Raw genomic sequence first — 14906 nt, 5'->3', positions numbered from 1 at the left:
CTTTTTTTTGCCTGTCTGGCGTGCCTCCTTGGTTGCTGCTCTTGCCTTACTCTTCGCCGCGCGTTTGCCAGCGCGTGTGAAGCTCTTGAAGGACGGCGTCGGCGTTGCGCTCCAGCCAGTCCGCGAAATTACCTGCGTCCACATCCAGCCGCACACCGCCAGACCCGGCCCGCCGGACCGTGGCGATGCGCCGCTCGCCTGCCTGAATTGTCCGGCTTTTCAAGGCTTTGGCAGGTTTCTGCGCCGGGGATGCGGCCTGATGTCTGTCCAGCTCCGCCGCCACAGCCTCAAAGGCCGCGACCGATGGATCAGCGGGCAGGACGGTCGGGTCGCTGACCGCCGCCACAGCCGCCTTGTCATGCGCATCCTGCGCAATGGGGATCAAATGGGCGGTGTCGACGCCAGAGGTCTCAATGGCGCGACTGAGCGCGTCCCAGCGCGGACGACCAACACCGGGCGCGGGGCCTATGGCGCGGGCCAGATCCACGCTGACCATATCCACCACCGCCAGCGCCATGGAGATCGCTGATTTGCTGACGGTCAGAACCTCGGCCACATGCGATTGGGTGCCAAACCCGCTGTCGATCAAAGCCCGCGCAAAGAGCGCTTTCTCGATGTAGCTGAGGTCACGCCGCGCCATGTTCTCGGAAATCTGCGCCCGAACAGCCGCCGTGTCATCCAGCGTAGCGACCAGCGCGCGGACCTTGTCGACCTTGTCAGACTGGCGGATCGCCTCAAGCCGACGGCGCCCGTAGACAAGCAAGTACCTGTCCGGGTTGTCAGGGCTGCGGCGCACGAGGATGGGCACCGTCTGGCCGTTCACCTCAATCGCGTCGCGCAGATCAGCCACATCACCCGCATCCAGCCGGTCTTCGGGGCGCAGATCGTCAATGCACCACGGGTCCAGATCCCAGACATGATGCGCATCCACCGCATCGCGGGCCGAGCGCAGGGCCCGATTGGTCGCCATCATCGAACCTGACGGGGCAGGGGCCTGCGTCGCGGCCAGTGTGTCGAGCATGGAGAGGCGTTTTTTGCGATTGTTGCTCATGTGCGCCCCCAAGTGGCCTGTATCAGAGCCGCAATTTCATCATTCACCGCGTTCAGGCTCTCCATCGCGCGGTCATAGGTGGCGCGGGTGAAGGCGGAGCGTTCGACCTCATAAAGCGTCTGCTTCGTCAGGCCCGCATCAGAGATGGCGGTTGATTTCAACATCGGCGCGTTCAGCACATGATCGCCGTACATGGTGCGCAAGAACGCCACGACCCGGTTCTGCGGCGCGTCGGCGGGCTCGTAGCGGGTCAGCAGGTAGCGCATCCAGTCGTGCTTCATATCCGCGCCGCTCTCAGCAATCACATCCATCAGATCCGCGGTCATCCGCAGGAACTGCGACATCGACATCACGTCGAGCATTTCGGGGTGAATGGTGACAAGCACCCCCGTCGCCGCGGAGAGTGCCGACATGGTGAGAAACCCAAGCTGCGGCGGGCAGTCGATCACCACCACGTCATAGTCGTCTTCGACCTGTGCCAACGCCTGCCGGACCCGGAAGAAAAACAGCCCCGCAGCCCCGGAGGCCAGTGCGCGCGGCGTTTCATGCTCGAACTCCATCAGCTCGAGATTGCCGGGGATCAGATCAAGACCGGGAATATAGGTGGGGCGGATCACATCACGAATGGGCGAGGCCTCTTCATAACGGATCGCATCATAGAGCGTGCCGCCATCAGGCAGGTCATATTCCGGCTGGACCCCATGCAGCGCCGACAGCGACGCCTGCGGGTCGAGGTCGATGGCCAGCACCCGGTAGCCCTTGAGCGCCAGACGCTGCGCAAGATGCGCCGCTGTCGTCGTTTTGCCGGACCCGCCCTTAAAGTTCATCACGCCGATGATCTGCATGCTGTCGCCGTCGCGGCGACCTGGCAGATACTCTCCCGGACGCCGCGCGGTTGTCTCTAATGTGCGGCGTAGAGACTGAATATCAGCCGCCGAATAGAGCCGGCGATTGCCTGCCGTCATCTCAGGCGTCGGGCCGCGACCGTCCAGATGCAGCTTTCGCAGATAGCTGTCACCGACGCCGAGAAGCGTGGCCGCCTCGCCGCTGGTGAATTTGCGCATGGCCTTGGCCGCATCCGGCGGAAACAGGCTTTCGCGTTGCGCATGCAACTGCGATGCCAGCCATTCGGCATGTTGCCGAATGACGGAATTGAGATCATCTTGAGCCTGAACGCCGTCCATCTGCGTGGGACCCTCTGCTGACTGCCTCGTTCGGATCACGGTTTTGACCGTTTGACCGCCTTTTTCCGTGACTATTGCCCGAGACATGGGATTCGCGCAAGGGGTATCTAGATATCGCGGTCCTGAACAGCTGAGGCACAATGCGCACAAAGGGCCACAGGGCCCTTTGATCTGTGGCAGTCAGACGGCACGTGTAGTGTCCACGCTCCGCCGTCTGGTGCTAGTCGGCAGCGATTTCCTGGATCACGGAGAACCCTTCAAATGTGGGCGCGCCCTGGTGCAACGTCGCGGTGCTGCCCGCGTCCTTATGGGCCGCACGAAACGCATCTGATCGGGTCCAGGCGCGGAAGGTGTCTTCAGACGACCAGACGGTATGGGATGCATATAGCCGTGTGCCATCCTGCGCCTCGGGCCCCTTGAGCATGTGGAACTCGACAAACCCGTCCATGGTCTTGAGGTGGCTGTCGCGCCCGAGCCAGAGCGCTTCAAACGCCTCTTCGTTTTCTTTTGCGACGGTAAAGCGATTCATGGCGATGAACATCGGGGGTCCTTTCAGGGAGCACGGCAAAGGGTTTCAGAAGCAAGGTCAGAGAGCATTCTGGGGTGGTCCGCAAACTGCGCGCTGGCGAGGACCTCAGAGGCATGGCGGCTGGCGGCGCGTCTACAGACCACAGAGTGACCCGATTGCACCGGAATGCCAAGGGGTAAGACCTGCGGCTGCGTCGTGGACCACGCCACGCCTCGCGCGCTCCTTATTGGCGCATGGTGGCGCCACGCAGCGTGTCCTCGACCAAAGGCATGGCCGCCTTTGCGATTTTCAATGTAGCGCGCTCCAATCGGGCCGGGTTGCGGATCTGACCGCCCCAAAACCCGCGTTGACCGCCTGAAGGTGATACAGCCGTGGCAGTGGCCATAACCCCGCCCGATCCCGCGTGCAAAAGCATAACATCAGCCGCTCCGGTTGACGGATACATACGAACCAAAAGCACGTAGTTAAATCGTTGCTCACGCGCGGCTTCGACCAAGTCCTTGGTTTGGGAATATCGGGTGTTGGGCAGTTTGCGTGTCAGGGGGGTAAAGCTGCCCAGAGTCTTCGAGCGATTTGCCAAATCGCTCCACGGGGCTGCCTCCTCTGGGCCTGCCGTCTGGGCCCTTCCATAGACAAGCCGCGCTACGGCAAAGCGGGCGGGAAATTCAAAATGATCAGGCGTTGTAGAGGTGACCGGGACTGGCCGGGCGTCACCGACGAAGTGTGGAGCAGAACAGGCGCCAAGAAGCACGAGGAGACATGCCGTCGCGAGGAGTTTCATGAGATTCTTCCGTTTCATCAGACTGGGTTCAGATATAAATGTGTAAATTGCACATCTCATACATCTGTTGCGCAATCAAGAAAAATGTGCAAAATACACATATGCATTGTCTTGACCCCATTTTGCGCCCGCTGGCGCGACTGGCCGTACAAAAGGGATGGTTGTTTCCGGTCGTGGAGCGTCGCTTACGCTATGCCTACATTGAAGCCGCTGAGCGCCTTGACCACGGGACCGCGACAGACAGCAAGATCAGCATCAAAACCGGCCTACAGCGACGCGACATTGCGAAGTTGCGAGGCGAAGACGTTCCGACCCAATCCAAGCGCCAACCCTTGGCGGAAATCATCGCGCTTTGGTGGAATGACCCGGCCTATGATCCCAAAGGAATCCCGATACAAGGCGGGGATGGCAGCTTTACCAGCCTCGCGCGCTGCATTCGAAAAGATGTCCATCCACGCACATTTCTGGACATTTTAATTGAGACCGGCACCGTCAGCGAAACCGGCGAAAAGGTCAGCCTCAATGCGCGCAGCTATCAACCCGCCGCAGGCTCGGATGACCAATTGGCGTATCTGGCGGACAATGTTGGTGACCATCTGGAAACGGCAGTTTCGAACGTTGTGGACGCGGCCAAGAACTACGACATGGGTGTTCACTACGAAGGCCTATCCGTCAACGCAGTAACGCAGCTCGACCAGCACTTCAGGTCTCGCATGAGACAGACACTGGAGGAGATGGACACAATGGCCCAAGAGTTCCCAGCCAGCGAAGATGGGCCTCACCGGTTCCGCGCTGGTGGATATTTTTTCGATGACCGAGATCGAAAGGTCAATTCAGATGATCCGTAAGACAATCGCGCTCGTTGCGCTGATCGCTCTGACTGCATGTTCAACACCCGATGTGGTGCCCGCAAAAGATTGCCCGCGCCAAGGGGGAATAGGTGGCACAGGAGACTGCACAACTGAGCAAGAGGTGCCGTGATTTGGGCACATTAAACAGATGCTGATGCGATCCCAGCGCAATGGTGCGCCACTGCACATAGCGGCCAATCGAGGCTCTGCATGCCGTCGAAGGCGATGGCTGCAACACCCGCCATGTAGATGACCGAGCCCTTCGCGTTACCGCGTATCAGCTTCGGTCGGGCAACAGGTCTGCCTGCCCCAAGGGGGCAGGGCCTGTGTTGGTGTCTAGGTCTCGTGACGCTATGCAACGTCAGCCGCGCCCGTTGGATGGCGGGGCGATATCACTGAGCCTAGAAGTGTAGGGACCCCGCGCCCATCGGGGTCTGTTGGGGCGGCGCGAATTTCGTCAGGTTTATCCCCTCGACAGCGATCTTGTACTCCTCCAGCGTGGGCGTGCGGCCAAGAATGGCCGACAGGACAACGACGGGAGTGGAGCCGAGGAGCGACTCGCCTTTTTTCGTCGCGGAATCGGCAACGACCCGCCCTTGGAACAGCCGGGTCGAGGTGGCCAGCACCGTATCGCCCTTGGCCGCTTTTTCCTGATTGCCCATGCAGAGGTTGCAGCCCGGACGTTCGAGATAGAGGATGTTTTCATACTCCGTCCGTGCGGTGTTTTTCGGGGCGGCATCGTCGAATTCGAACCCGCAGTATTTCTGCAGGATCTCCCAGTCGCCCTCTTCCTTCAGCTCATCGATGATGTTGTAGGTGGGCGCGGCCACCACCAGCGGCGCCTGGAACTCCACCTTCCCATGCGCCGCTTCGAGGTTGCGCAGCATTTGCGCGACGATCTTGATGTCACCCTTATGCACCATGCAGGAGCCGACAAAGCCCAGATCCACCTTCTTTTCCGCCTGGTAGAAGGAAATCGGGCGGATGGTGTCATGGGTGTAGCGCTTGGACACATCGACATTGTGCACATCCGGATCGGCGATCATTGGCTCGACGATCTCGTCAAGGTCGACGACCACTTCGGCAAAGTACTTGGCGTTTTCATCCGGTGACAGGGCGGGCTTTTCGCCCGAGCGGATCTCGGCGATGCGTTTGTCGGCGATGTCGATCAGACCGCGCAGCATCTGCACGTCGTTGTCCATGCCCTTGTCGATCATGATCTCGATGCGCGCTTTGGCGATTTCCAGCGATTCGATCAGCGTGTCGTCATTGGAGATACAGATCGACGCCTTGGCCTTCATCTCTGCTGTCCAGTCGGTGAAGGTGAAGGCCTGATCCGCCAGCAGCGTGCCGATGTGCACCTCGATGATGCGGCCCTGGAAGACGTTGTCGCCGTGCTGCGCGAGCATCTGCGCCTGGGTGGCGTGCACCACATCGCGGAAATCCATATGCGGCGCCATTGCACCCTTGAAGGTGACCTTGACCGATTCCGGGATTGGCATGGTTGCCTCACCGGTGGCCAGCGCCAAAGCCACAGTGCCGGAGTCAGCCCCAAAAGCCACGCCCTTGGACATGCGCGTGTGGCTGTCGCCGCCGATGATGATGGCCCAGTCATCCACGGTCATATCGTTCAGCACCTTGTGAATCACATCAGTCATCGCATGGTAGACGCCCTTGGGGTCGCGCGCGGTGATCAGGCCGAATTTATGCATGAAAGCCATCAGGCGCGGCGTGTTGGCCTGCGCCTTCTGATCCCAGACAGACGCCGTGTGACAGCCGGACTGATAGGCACCATCGACACTGGGCGAGAGCACGGTTGCGGCCATCGCCTCCAGCTCCTGACTGGTCATCAGGCCGGTGGTGTCCTGGCTGCCCACGATATTGACCTTGACCCGAACATCCGAGCCTGCGTGCAGCACCTTGCCGGGCGTTGTACCCCGCGCGTTGGCGTTGAAGATCTTCTCGACCGCCGTCAGGCCCTGACCCTCATGGCTGATCTCTTTCGACGGGGCAAAGGCGGATTTCAACGGCACGCCAAGCGCCTCGCAGGCGAAGGTCTGCAGCATCTTGCCAAAGACAATGGCGTAAGAGCCGCCGGCCTTCATGAACTCCATTTTCTGGGGCGTGAAGGAGCTGGACATATCCACCAGCTCTTCACCACCATCCGCGCTGTAGAGCTTCTTGGTCTTGGTGTTGATCTTCAGAACAGTGCCGGTTTCAACCGAATAGCGCTGTTCCAGGATCGGGTTGCCGTCGTTGTTGAGGATCGGCTTGCCGTCTTCATCGAGTTTTTTCACCCAGTTCTTCAGATCAACCCCGATGCCACCAGTCACGCCCACGGTGGTCAGGAAGATCGGCGAGATGCCATTGGTGCCCGCCACAACCGGCGCGATGTTGACGAAGGGCACATAGGGGCTGGCCTGTTTGCCGGTCCAAAGGGCGACGTTGTTCACGCCAGACATACGAGAGGAGCCCACACCCATGGTGCCTTTTTCGGCGATCAGCATCACGCGTTTGCCCGGATGCTGCAGCTTGAGCGCCTCGATCTCTTTCTGAGCGGTCTCGGACATCATGCATTTGCCGTGCAACTCACGGTCAGAGCGCGAATGCGCCTGATTGCCGGGCGACAGAAGGTCGGTGGAGATATCGCCCTCAGCGGCGATATAGGTGACGACCTCGATCTCTTCGTCGATCTCGGGCAGTTTGGTGAAGAATTCCGCTTTGGCGTAGCTTTGGAGAATATCCGCCGCCACCGCATTGCCCGCATCATAGGCGCCTTTCAGGCGGGTGGTGTCGGCCTCATAAAGAAAGACCTGGGTCTTGAGCACAGCCGCCGCCTGCGCCGCAAGCTCCGCGTGATCGCCCAGAGCGATATCAAGCAGCACCTCGACCGACGGGCCGCCCTTCATATGCGAGAGCAGCTCGAAGGCGAAGGCGGGGGTGATCTCGTCGACGGCCACATCGCCCAGGATGATCTCCTTGAGGAACTGCGCCTTGTCTGCGGCCGCGCTCGTCGTGCCGGGCAGGGTGTTGTAGATGAGATATTGCAGGGAGTCAGCCCGGTGGGGATGGTCGGCCTGCTTGATCTGCGCGATGATCTCGCGCAGCAGCGCACCGTCATCAATCGGTTTGGGGTTCAGACCGTCCGCCTTGCGGGTTTCAATCTCGTTCAGATAGTCAGCGTAGAGGCTCATGCAGCACCCAGTTTTTTGAATTTGCCAATGATCGGATCGGCCCGCCGGGAACCGGGGCCGGTTTTTCTGTATGCAAAAGTATACAATAAACCTGCGACATTCAACATCTCGTTCTGTCGCAATTTAAGGAGTGTCGCATCATGATCTGGAACATGGCGTTGCTGGCCGTGCCCCCATGTCGCTGGGTTGCAGGCCATGGCCAGGGTCGCAGCGGCACGCAGAGGTCTCGACTGATGCCAAACGCAAGGTCACCAACTGACTGAGATATCTGAAATCCGGAAAAAGCTGCCCGGCATGCATATCGACGCAAAGGCTGGCTCTTGAGCCCTTAGCGGACGTCTTGAACTAATGCCGCGCGCGCACAGCGTGAAAATCGCTGCACGTGCTTGGTTGATAACGCCGCGCGGCGGCAGAGGAAGCAGCCATTCGTTCATCACGCAGCGAGGATGGCGGCGGCAATTAACGGGTCGCGGACTTAGCCGCTGTTTGGCTCTTCAACGTCGAATTGCATGTAAACAAGTTCGTGGTCCACGCGACTTGGATGCGGAACGATTTCAGTTTGGTAAAAGCCAGCCCTCTGATAGAGCGCCAAGTTGCTCGCCATTTTTGAGTTGGTGTGAAGTCGAAGTGTACGAACGCTGTTCAAGCGCGCTATCTGTTTAGTCTGTTCAATCAACCACATTCCGATGCCTTGTCCCTGTCGTGTTGGGTCAACTGCTAGACTCCAAATCATCCAGAAATCGGCATGTTTCTTGATGATTAGAGCGCCCACAACAGAGTTTTTCGCCTCACAGACCCAGACCAACCCATCTCGTATCCATGGCTCATAGTCTTCGGTAGCCGGTCGCGGCAGTGCTCCAATTAGTGGAAAATAGGCCGGTTCATAGGCTCGTCGGCTGACAACGCTCACAGCATGTTGGTCATCCAAAGTGGCTCGGCGAAGGCTAAGTTGCTCCATGCGAGGATCATATGTTCTGGCTGCACTTAGGCCAACAATTCTCTGGTAGTTTTAGGCTCTGAACGGACCCGCGCTGGCGCGGCAGTGCCGGAGCGGCACGCTGACCAGGACCGGTCACCCGCTGGCGCTGCCAACCTTGTGAATTTTCTCGATCAAAGCCGAATACCCGCCCTCGGGCACCAATATACTGTCGTTTGTGCCGCCAACGGCGAAAGCGGGTGGCGCGCCCTAGTTGACCGGTGCGGCAAGTTTCTTGAATGACCGCAGTGGAGGTCTCGGCTGTCTGGATTTGATTTCGAAAACTCCAGCCAGGGGACGCAGCGCAATAGCCATACATCGGGATGTGCGGCCAAGAGACACGTGGTGAATTTACGATCTTGGGGGTGACACATACTGGTCACACACGCATGGTTAGACAAATCAGATCAACAGTGGAGACCCCTGATCATGTCCTTAACGCTCGACCGCCGCAGCTTTCTTGCCGGCACTGCTGGGTTTATTGCCCTGCATCCGTTTTCCGCCAGTGCAGCCGCCAACCAGGCTCATTTGCGCATCATGGAAACCACTGACCTGCACGTTCACGTGTTCCCCTATGACTACTATGCCGACAGGCCCCGGGACACCGTGGGCCTGGCCCGCACAGCCTCGCTGATCCAGGCCATCCGTGAAGAAGCGTCAAATTCGCTGCTGATCGACAATGGTGACTTTTTGCAAGGGAACCCGATGGGCGACTACATCGCCTATGAGCGCGGCATGAAAGACGGGGACATGCACCCGATCATCGAGGCGATGAACACGCTTGGCTTTGATGCCTCGACCCTGGGCAATCATGAGTTCAACTATGGCCTCGATTTCCTGATGAAATCCCTGGCAGGGGCTGACTTCCCGGTGGTCAATGCCAACGTTGCCCTGGAACTCGGCAGCGACCCAACAAAGGACAAGACCCTGATCCCGCCTTATGTCATCCTCGATCACACAGTCACAGATGGATCTGGTGCTGAACAACCGATCAAAGTCGGCCTGATCGGCTTCACTCCACCACAGGTCATGAACTGGGACCGCCGACACCTCGAAGGCAAAGTACAGGCACGTGATATCCTTGAGACGGCCAAGGCCTATATCCCGCAGATGAAAGAGCGCGGCGCAGACATCATCGTGGTGCTGTCGCATTCCGGCATCGGCGCTGCGACTGCCAGCGACGGGATGGAAAACGCTGCCGTGCCGCTGGCTGGGCTAGACGGTGTGGATGCCATTCTGACAGGGCACAGTCACCTTGTGTTCCCGTCGCCGGGTTATGCGGAGTTTGCTGGCGCGGATGTGGATGCAGGCACATTGATGGGTACGCCTGCGACAATGGGCGGTTTCTGGGGCAGCCATATGGGCCTGATTGATTTGCTGATCGAAAAAGATGGCAATGAATGGCGTGTTGTGTCCGCTGTGTCCGAAGCGCGGCCCATCTCAAAACGCAACGAAGACAGGTCCACGACAGCTCTGGTTGAAAGCGACGGGAAGGTCCTGGCGTCGGTGCAGACCGAGCACGATGAGACGCTGGCCTATGTGCGCCGGGCCGTGGGTAAAACCGACGCCCCGCTGCACAGCTACTTTGCTCTGGTCGCAGACGACCCCTCGGTTCAGATCGTCTCCATTGCGCAGCTCTGGTACATTGAGCAGATGATGCGGGGGACGGAGCATGAAGGCCTGCCCATTCTCTCGGCGGCCGCTCCCTTCAAGGCTGGCGGCAGGGGCGGACCAGAGTACTTCACTGATGTTCCAAAGGGTGACGTGGCGATCAAGAACGTCTCTGACCTCTATCTCTATCCAAACACCGCGCGCGCCGTGCGGGTCACAGGACAACAGGTCAAGGATTGGCTGGAACGCTCGGCGGGAATCTTCAATCAAGTCTCGCCCGGAGCGCAAGACGTGGTGCTGCTGAACCCTGCCTTTCCAAGCTACAACTTCGATGTGATTGACGGTGTCGAGTACCAGATCGATCTGTCGCAGCCCTCAAAATATGATCCAAAGGGCGTGTTGCTGGACGAGACTGCAAACCGTATCGTCAACTTGACCTACAAGGGCGCGCCGCTGGATCTGGAGGCGGAGTTCATCATTGCCACAAACAACTATCGGGCGGGCGGCGGTGGCAGCTTCCCCGGTGCCAGTGGCGAGACGACAGTCTTTGAAGGACCAGACACCAACCGCGATGTGATCGTGCGCTACATCGTCGAAAAAGGAACGATCAGCCCGCGTGCGGACAGCAACTGGTCCTTCGCTCCGATGGAAGGCACGACAGTGCTCTTCGACACAGGGCCCGCAGCCAGCGCTTATCTGGATCAGGTTGACGTCGACATCGAAGAAGCGGGCGAGGGCCCGGACGGTTTTGCCCGCTTCCGCATCGCGCTTTGAACGGGACCTAGTGGCAATGCAATTGCCCCGCCTGATCGCTGAGCGCGCCTAATAGAAAAGCGGCCTTTCTTGGACGAGTACAGAAAGGCCGCTTGGTCCCGCATTGGCGGTTTCGGCCTTCATCTGAACAGGGGTCAGGTTTGGGTAAGTTTTGCCTGGCGCTGCCCGTTGATTGGCGTCAGGGCCGCCGCTTCATCGCCTCACGTCTGAGGATGTTTCTGTGCGACGTCCTCAGACCAGACAGCGCCCTGAAGACCGGGGCGGCCCCTGTCTGATGCCGTCCGGGCAGATGTTTAGAACTGTGCCCAGGGCCCGGTTGGCCCTCTCCTGAAAAGATGCAGATGCGGCATGAAAACGGGGCCGCAGCATCCGCTACCCCTGTGGTCTCACCGGCTCAGGGTGTTTTGGACAGCACGGTGCCAATCGCCTCGGCCAGCTCTGCTGGCGGGCAGGGCTTTTGCAGCATGGGCGCCACGACATCGCTCATGTCACCTTCGGAATAGCCGGAGTAGCCCGACATGTAGATGATCGGCAGATCCGGCCTTATCTGCCTGACCTGCTTGGCCAGATCGAAACCACCGAGACCACCCGGCATGACGATATCCGTGATCATGACGTCGAACGCCTCACCCTGTTGGATCAGGTCCAGAGCCTCGTTCCCCGACCGTGCGGTTTGGGTGGTATAGCCCAATGACTGGATCAGCTCCTGCATGATCACAAGCAGGCTTGGCTCATCTTCGACGATGAGGATACGTTCGCCGTTTCCGCGTTGTTCGGGCGGCCTTTCAACGGGTTTTTCGCGCTTGCCGAACATCGTGCCGCGCGGCAATAGCAGACGAATGGTCGTACCCTGTCCCCGTTCCGAATAAATGCGCAGCTCACCATTCGACTGTTGCACAAAGCCATAGACCATCGACAACCCAAGCCCGGTGCCGGAGTTGGTGTTCTTCGTTGTGAAAAAGGGATCAATGGCCCGCCGCTTCACCTCCTCGGACATGCCGGGGCCGTTGTCCGTGACGGCAAACTCGACATAGCGATAGGCGGAGTTGTCGCGGCGCTCCTGATCGGCAAATTGCTCGGCGTGAAGGCCTTTTGCGATGTGGGTCCCGGGATGCTCCTGTCGGAGCGTGGCGTCGGCGGTGATTTCATTGACGCTCCGGACCCGCACGCTGATCTTTGAGCCGGTGCCAGACCGGATGATCGCATCGCGCGCATTCAGCACGAGGTTCAGCAGGGCATTCAGCAATTGCGCGGTGTCACAATAGACCCAGAGGTCGGGATCCGTGGTCTGAAACTGCATGGCGATGCTGGCTTCAATGGCGGGGTGCGCCAGATCCTCGAACTCGTCGATGATCGCCTGGACCGCTTGCGATTTGGCGATGCCGGGCTGCTGCTTGGCGAAGGCCATCAGCCGCTTGGTCAAAGCGGCCCCCCGTTCGACCGATTTCGAGGCCGTCTCAAAATAGCTGTCCCGCAAATCGGGGTCTGTCGCCGTGCGGGTCAGTTCCAGCGCATATTGGACGGTGGCGAGCAGATTGTTGAAATCATGCGCAATGCCGCCGGTCAGCTGACCAAGCGCATCAAGCCGACTTGTCCGCTCCACCTGTTGGCGGTGTTTTTCCTGGTCTGAGACATCGTCCAGGATGATCACGGAATGCAAGGTCGGGTCTGTCTGGGCCATCTGCGCACTGGAGACGCGCACATATCTGGGGTCATCGCCGGAGGTGCGGGTCATCAAAAACACCTCGCCCTTCAGCGCGGCGCCAGCCAGGCTTCGCAGAATCGGGTTCTTGGAGGCTTCGAGCGGGTGCAACGTTAACGCTTCGAGGAAACTGATGTCTTCGGGCCAGGGCATGGGAAGATCGGCGCTGAGCCCCCCCAGGAAATGCCGCCCCGAAGAGTTGATCGAGGCGATCTGACCGTCGGCTGTCAGGCCGATGATCGCGCTGCTGGCGGTATCCATGATCGATGTCAGAAGATCGCTTGTGTCCCGCGCCATGCGTTCGCTTCGTTTCAGCGCCGTGATGTCATTATGCGCACCCAACAGGCGGATGGGTTTGCCGGTCTTGTCGCGAATGGCAACGCCACGGCAGCGCACCCAGGCGGTTTGCCCATCTGACCTGAGGTATCTCACGATCTGGTCATAGGGATGATCGGGGTCTTGCAGATGCGCTGTCAGATTATCCTTGGCAAGCTCCAGATCCGCTGGAAAAATGAGATCTTGCCATTCGGACGCCAGATGCTCTTTCTCGGCCGGATCGAAGCCGAAGACCCGCCAGAACTCCGGGCTCATATACTCCTGCGCGGGGTTTTCCAGATCCCAATACCAGACCCCATCCAGGGAGGTTTCGCGAATGAAACGCCAGATCTCCGGATCCGACAGGATCAGTTTTTCCAGCTCGTCTTCCAGATAGTTCTTCTCGGACATGGAGATCTCTTTCGACAGCTTTGTTCATCTTGTGCCGTGCGGACGCGCATCACACAATCTTTTTCGCATATGACAGAGCGTCAATGGCAGCCGGGTGACCGGACTTTTGGATGCAGCGCATGTGGCGCCATGGATCTGTCGGAGCGCCCGGGTCAGCCGGTTTCAAACTGCGCCGCCGGTTGGGGGATAGCAGCCATCCAAGCCCAAGCGGCAAAGCAGACGTGGTGGGGGGCAGGGCAGGGTTATCGGCGTGGCCTATGCCGTTCTCAGCCCGCGTGCCTGTCGCGGGCATCCAACCAGTCCAGCAACCGCTGTTCGGGCTGGGGCGGGCGAAATGGTAACCCTGGAAGTTCGTGAAGCCGAACTCCTGCAGGGCATTCAGTTCCGCCGCGGTTTCGACGCCCTCTGCGATCGCCTCGATTCCCAGCTTCCTGCACACAAGGTAAAGCCCCCCTGCGATGGCGCGTTTCCTGGAGTCCTGATCGACGCCGTTGACGAGGCTGCGGTCCACCTTGATCTGATGCACCGGAAAGCGGGTCAGGCTCGCGAGTGCTGTGTGGCCGGTGCCAAAGTCATCCAATTCGATGCGGAAACCGGCATTGGAGAGGGCCATGATGTTCTGGCCAATCCGATCAACGCGCTCATCCAGCAGGGTCGATTCAAGCACCTCGATATTGACCTGCGTGGCTGAGACGTTGCGCATAAAACGCTCATCCAACAGCCATTCAACCACGGTCTCATTGCCAAGTTGCGCGCTCGACAGGTTGAGCGAGACCCTTGGGTTCGCAATGCCGCGGCGGGTCAGGGTGGCGCGCATATCGAGATTGCGCCCCAAATATCGCCTTGTCGATCTCCGTGATCAGCCCGGTTTCATTTGCGACCTCGATGAAGGACTCGGCCGGGGCGTGGCTGCCATCGGGTTGTTTCCAGCGCGCGAGCGCCTCCAGACCCACAAGCGTAGCCCCGGGAAACCCGATCTGAGGTTGGAAAAACGGCTCAAACGCGCCGTCGGTGATGCCCATCTTGATCCGGGCGGCGATCTTGGCGCTTTGCACGGCGGAGCGGCGCATATCCTCATGAAACAGAACGGTTTGGTTACGCCCCATCGATTTGCCAGCGGTCAGGGCGGTGTCGGCATCCATCAGGGCCTGCCCCCATTCGGCAGGCGTGTCGGTCTGCCCCGGCTCAGCAGGTATTTCTGAGCACCGCGCGCATCGGTGATGCGAAACCGTGCTTCCCAGATGGAGAGCGTTTTGGCGGAGACCGCCCAGATCTGTTCGCACCCTGAATTGAGAAAGCGGATCTTTTCGGTCTGCGCGGCATCGATCTCGAAAAAGAACGCCGCTCCGGGCAGGGTCTCGGCGAAGGTCTCATGCAGCCCATCCTGATCAAACGCCGACATAACACCGCACCAGTTGTCACCATACCAAAGCCGCAACAACCCGACTAGGAATGCGCAAACAAACCTTAAAGTCGCCTCCAAAAAACACGACGCGGTCGATGGAGCACCAACCCGGACATTCTGGG

General features: G+C 59.4%; 12 protein-coding genes. 2 read left to right on the top strand and 10 right to left on the bottom strand.

What is annotated here, in order from left to right; translation table 11 throughout:
• Positions 1 to 46: 46 nt before the first annotated feature.
• The 4 genes from repB to So717_RS22430 all read right to left on the bottom strand — a co-directional run bounded on the left by repB (position 47) and on the right by So717_RS22430 (position 3149).
• Complete coding sequence (gene repB, locus So717_RS18590) at positions 47 to 1051, bottom strand: plasmid partitioning protein RepB (RefSeq protein WP_159980130.1); 1005 nt, start codon at positions 1049 to 1051, stop codon at positions 47 to 49.
• Positions 1048 to 2235, bottom strand: coding sequence for a plasmid partitioning protein RepA (repA, locus tag So717_RS18585; protein WP_159980128.1), 1188 nt, complete (start codon positions 2233 to 2235; stop codon positions 1048 to 1050). The genes repB and repA overlap by 4 nt, the downstream gene beginning before the upstream one ends.
• A gap of 220 nt (positions 2236 to 2455) precedes the next feature.
• Positions 2456 to 2776 carry a heme-degrading protein HmuQ gene (gene hmuQ, locus So717_RS18580; protein ID WP_159980126.1) on the bottom strand — a complete coding sequence of 107 codons (321 nt, stop codon included), beginning with the start codon at positions 2774 to 2776 and terminating at the stop codon, positions 2456 to 2458.
• A 211-nt stretch (positions 2777 to 2987) separates the two neighbouring features.
• On the bottom strand, positions 2988 to 3149 hold the full coding sequence (locus tag So717_RS22430) for a hypothetical protein (protein WP_238841065.1): 162 nt from the start codon (positions 3147 to 3149) through the stop codon (positions 2988 to 2990).
• Between the two features lie 518 nt (positions 3150 to 3667).
• Between So717_RS22430 and So717_RS18570 the strand changes: the two genes are divergently transcribed.
• Complete coding sequence (locus So717_RS18570; protein ID WP_159980122.1) at positions 3668 to 4393, top strand: DUF6502 family protein; 726 nt, start codon at positions 3668 to 3670, stop codon at positions 4391 to 4393.
• 404 nt (positions 4394 to 4797) lie between these two features.
• Here the strand turns inward: So717_RS18570 and So717_RS18565 are convergent, their stop codons facing one another.
• Positions 4798 to 7590 (bottom strand): bifunctional aconitate hydratase 2/2-methylisocitrate dehydratase, encoded by a 2793-nt coding sequence (locus tag So717_RS18565; RefSeq protein WP_159980120.1) that lies wholly within the window; start codon positions 7588 to 7590, stop codon positions 4798 to 4800.
• 475 nt (positions 7591 to 8065) lie between these two features.
• Positions 8066 to 8548 (bottom strand): GNAT family N-acetyltransferase, encoded by a 483-nt coding sequence (locus tag So717_RS18560; protein ID WP_159980119.1) that lies wholly within the window; start codon positions 8546 to 8548, stop codon positions 8066 to 8068.
• A gap of 447 nt (positions 8549 to 8995) precedes the next feature.
• Here So717_RS18560 and So717_RS18555 point away from each other — a divergent pair, with 447 nt between their 5' ends.
• Positions 8996 to 10951, top strand: a complete 1956-nt coding sequence (locus So717_RS18555) for a bifunctional 2',3'-cyclic-nucleotide 2'-phosphodiesterase/3'-nucleotidase (protein ID WP_159980118.1) — start codon at positions 8996 to 8998, stop codon at positions 10949 to 10951.
• 394 nt (positions 10952 to 11345) lie between these two features.
• Here the strand turns inward: So717_RS18555 and So717_RS18550 are convergent, their stop codons facing one another.
• From So717_RS18550 to So717_RS18535, 4 genes are read right to left on the bottom strand one after another with little or no spacing between them, the layout of a single operon-like run.
• Positions 11346 to 13379 carry a hybrid sensor histidine kinase/response regulator gene (locus So717_RS18550; RefSeq protein ID WP_159980117.1) on the bottom strand — a complete coding sequence of 678 codons (2034 nt, stop codon included), beginning with the start codon at positions 13377 to 13379 and terminating at the stop codon, positions 11346 to 11348.
• Between the two features lie 49 nt (positions 13380 to 13428).
• Positions 13429 to 14196: an EAL domain-containing protein gene (locus tag So717_RS18545; protein ID WP_159980116.1), complete on the bottom strand. Its 768-nt coding sequence runs from the start codon at positions 14194 to 14196 to the stop codon at positions 13429 to 13431.
• Positions 14117 to 14521 (bottom strand): EAL domain-containing protein, encoded by a 405-nt coding sequence (locus tag So717_RS22590; protein ID WP_159980115.1) that lies wholly within the window; start codon positions 14519 to 14521, stop codon positions 14117 to 14119. Before So717_RS22590 ends, So717_RS18545 begins: the two co-directional genes overlap by 80 nt.
• On the bottom strand, positions 14521 to 14781 hold the full coding sequence (locus So717_RS18535) for a hypothetical protein (protein WP_159980114.1): 261 nt from the start codon (positions 14779 to 14781) through the stop codon (positions 14521 to 14523). The genes So717_RS22590 and So717_RS18535 overlap by 1 nt, the downstream gene beginning before the upstream one ends.
• Between the last annotated feature and the right edge of the window lie 125 nt (positions 14782 to 14906).

This window comes from Roseobacter cerasinus (assembly GCF_009811755.1).
Taxonomy (GTDB): Bacteria; Pseudomonadota; Alphaproteobacteria; order Rhodobacterales; family Rhodobacteraceae; genus Roseobacter; species Roseobacter cerasinus.
This window is presented reverse-complemented; position numbering and strand designations above follow the sequence as displayed.

What these genes read in the sequence shown, in the direction of transcription:
- So717_RS18550 (WP_159980117.1), bottom strand. Translation starts at nt 13,379, where the DNA reads ATGTCCGAGAAGAACTATCTGGAAGACGAGCTGGAAAAACTGATCCTG.
- repB (WP_159980130.1), bottom strand. Translation starts at nt 1,051, where the DNA reads ATGAGCAACAATCGCAAAAAACGCCTCTCCATGCTCGACACACTGGCC.
- repA (WP_159980128.1), bottom strand. Translation starts at nt 2,235, where the DNA reads ATGGACGGCGTTCAGGCTCAAGATGATCTCAATTCCGTCATTCGGCAA.
- So717_RS18555 (WP_159980118.1), top strand. Translation starts at nt 8,996, where the DNA reads ATGTCCTTAACGCTCGACCGCCGCAGCTTTCTTGCCGGCACTGCTGGG.
- hmuQ (WP_159980126.1), bottom strand. Translation starts at nt 2,776, where the DNA reads ATGTTCATCGCCATGAATCGCTTTACCGTCGCAAAAGAAAACGAAGAG.
- So717_RS18560 (WP_159980119.1), bottom strand. Translation starts at nt 8,548, where the DNA reads ATGGAGCAACTTAGCCTTCGCCGAGCCACTTTGGATGACCAACATGCT.
- So717_RS18535 (WP_159980114.1), bottom strand. Translation starts at nt 14,781, where the DNA reads ATGTCGGCGTTTGATCAGGATGGGCTGCATGAGACCTTCGCCGAGACC.
- So717_RS22590 (WP_159980115.1), bottom strand. Translation starts at nt 14,521, where the DNA reads ATGGATGCCGACACCGCCCTGACCGCTGGCAAATCGATGGGGCGTAAC.
- So717_RS18545 (WP_159980116.1), bottom strand. Translation starts at nt 14,196, where the DNA reads ATGCGCGCCACCCTGACCCGCCGCGGCATTGCGAACCCAAGGGTCTCG.
- So717_RS18565 (WP_159980120.1), bottom strand. Translation starts at nt 7,590, where the DNA reads ATGAGCCTCTACGCTGACTATCTGAACGAGATTGAAACCCGCAAGGCG.
- So717_RS22430 (WP_238841065.1), bottom strand. Translation starts at nt 3,149, where the DNA reads ATGGCCACTGCCACGGCTGTATCACCTTCAGGCGGTCAACGCGGGTTT.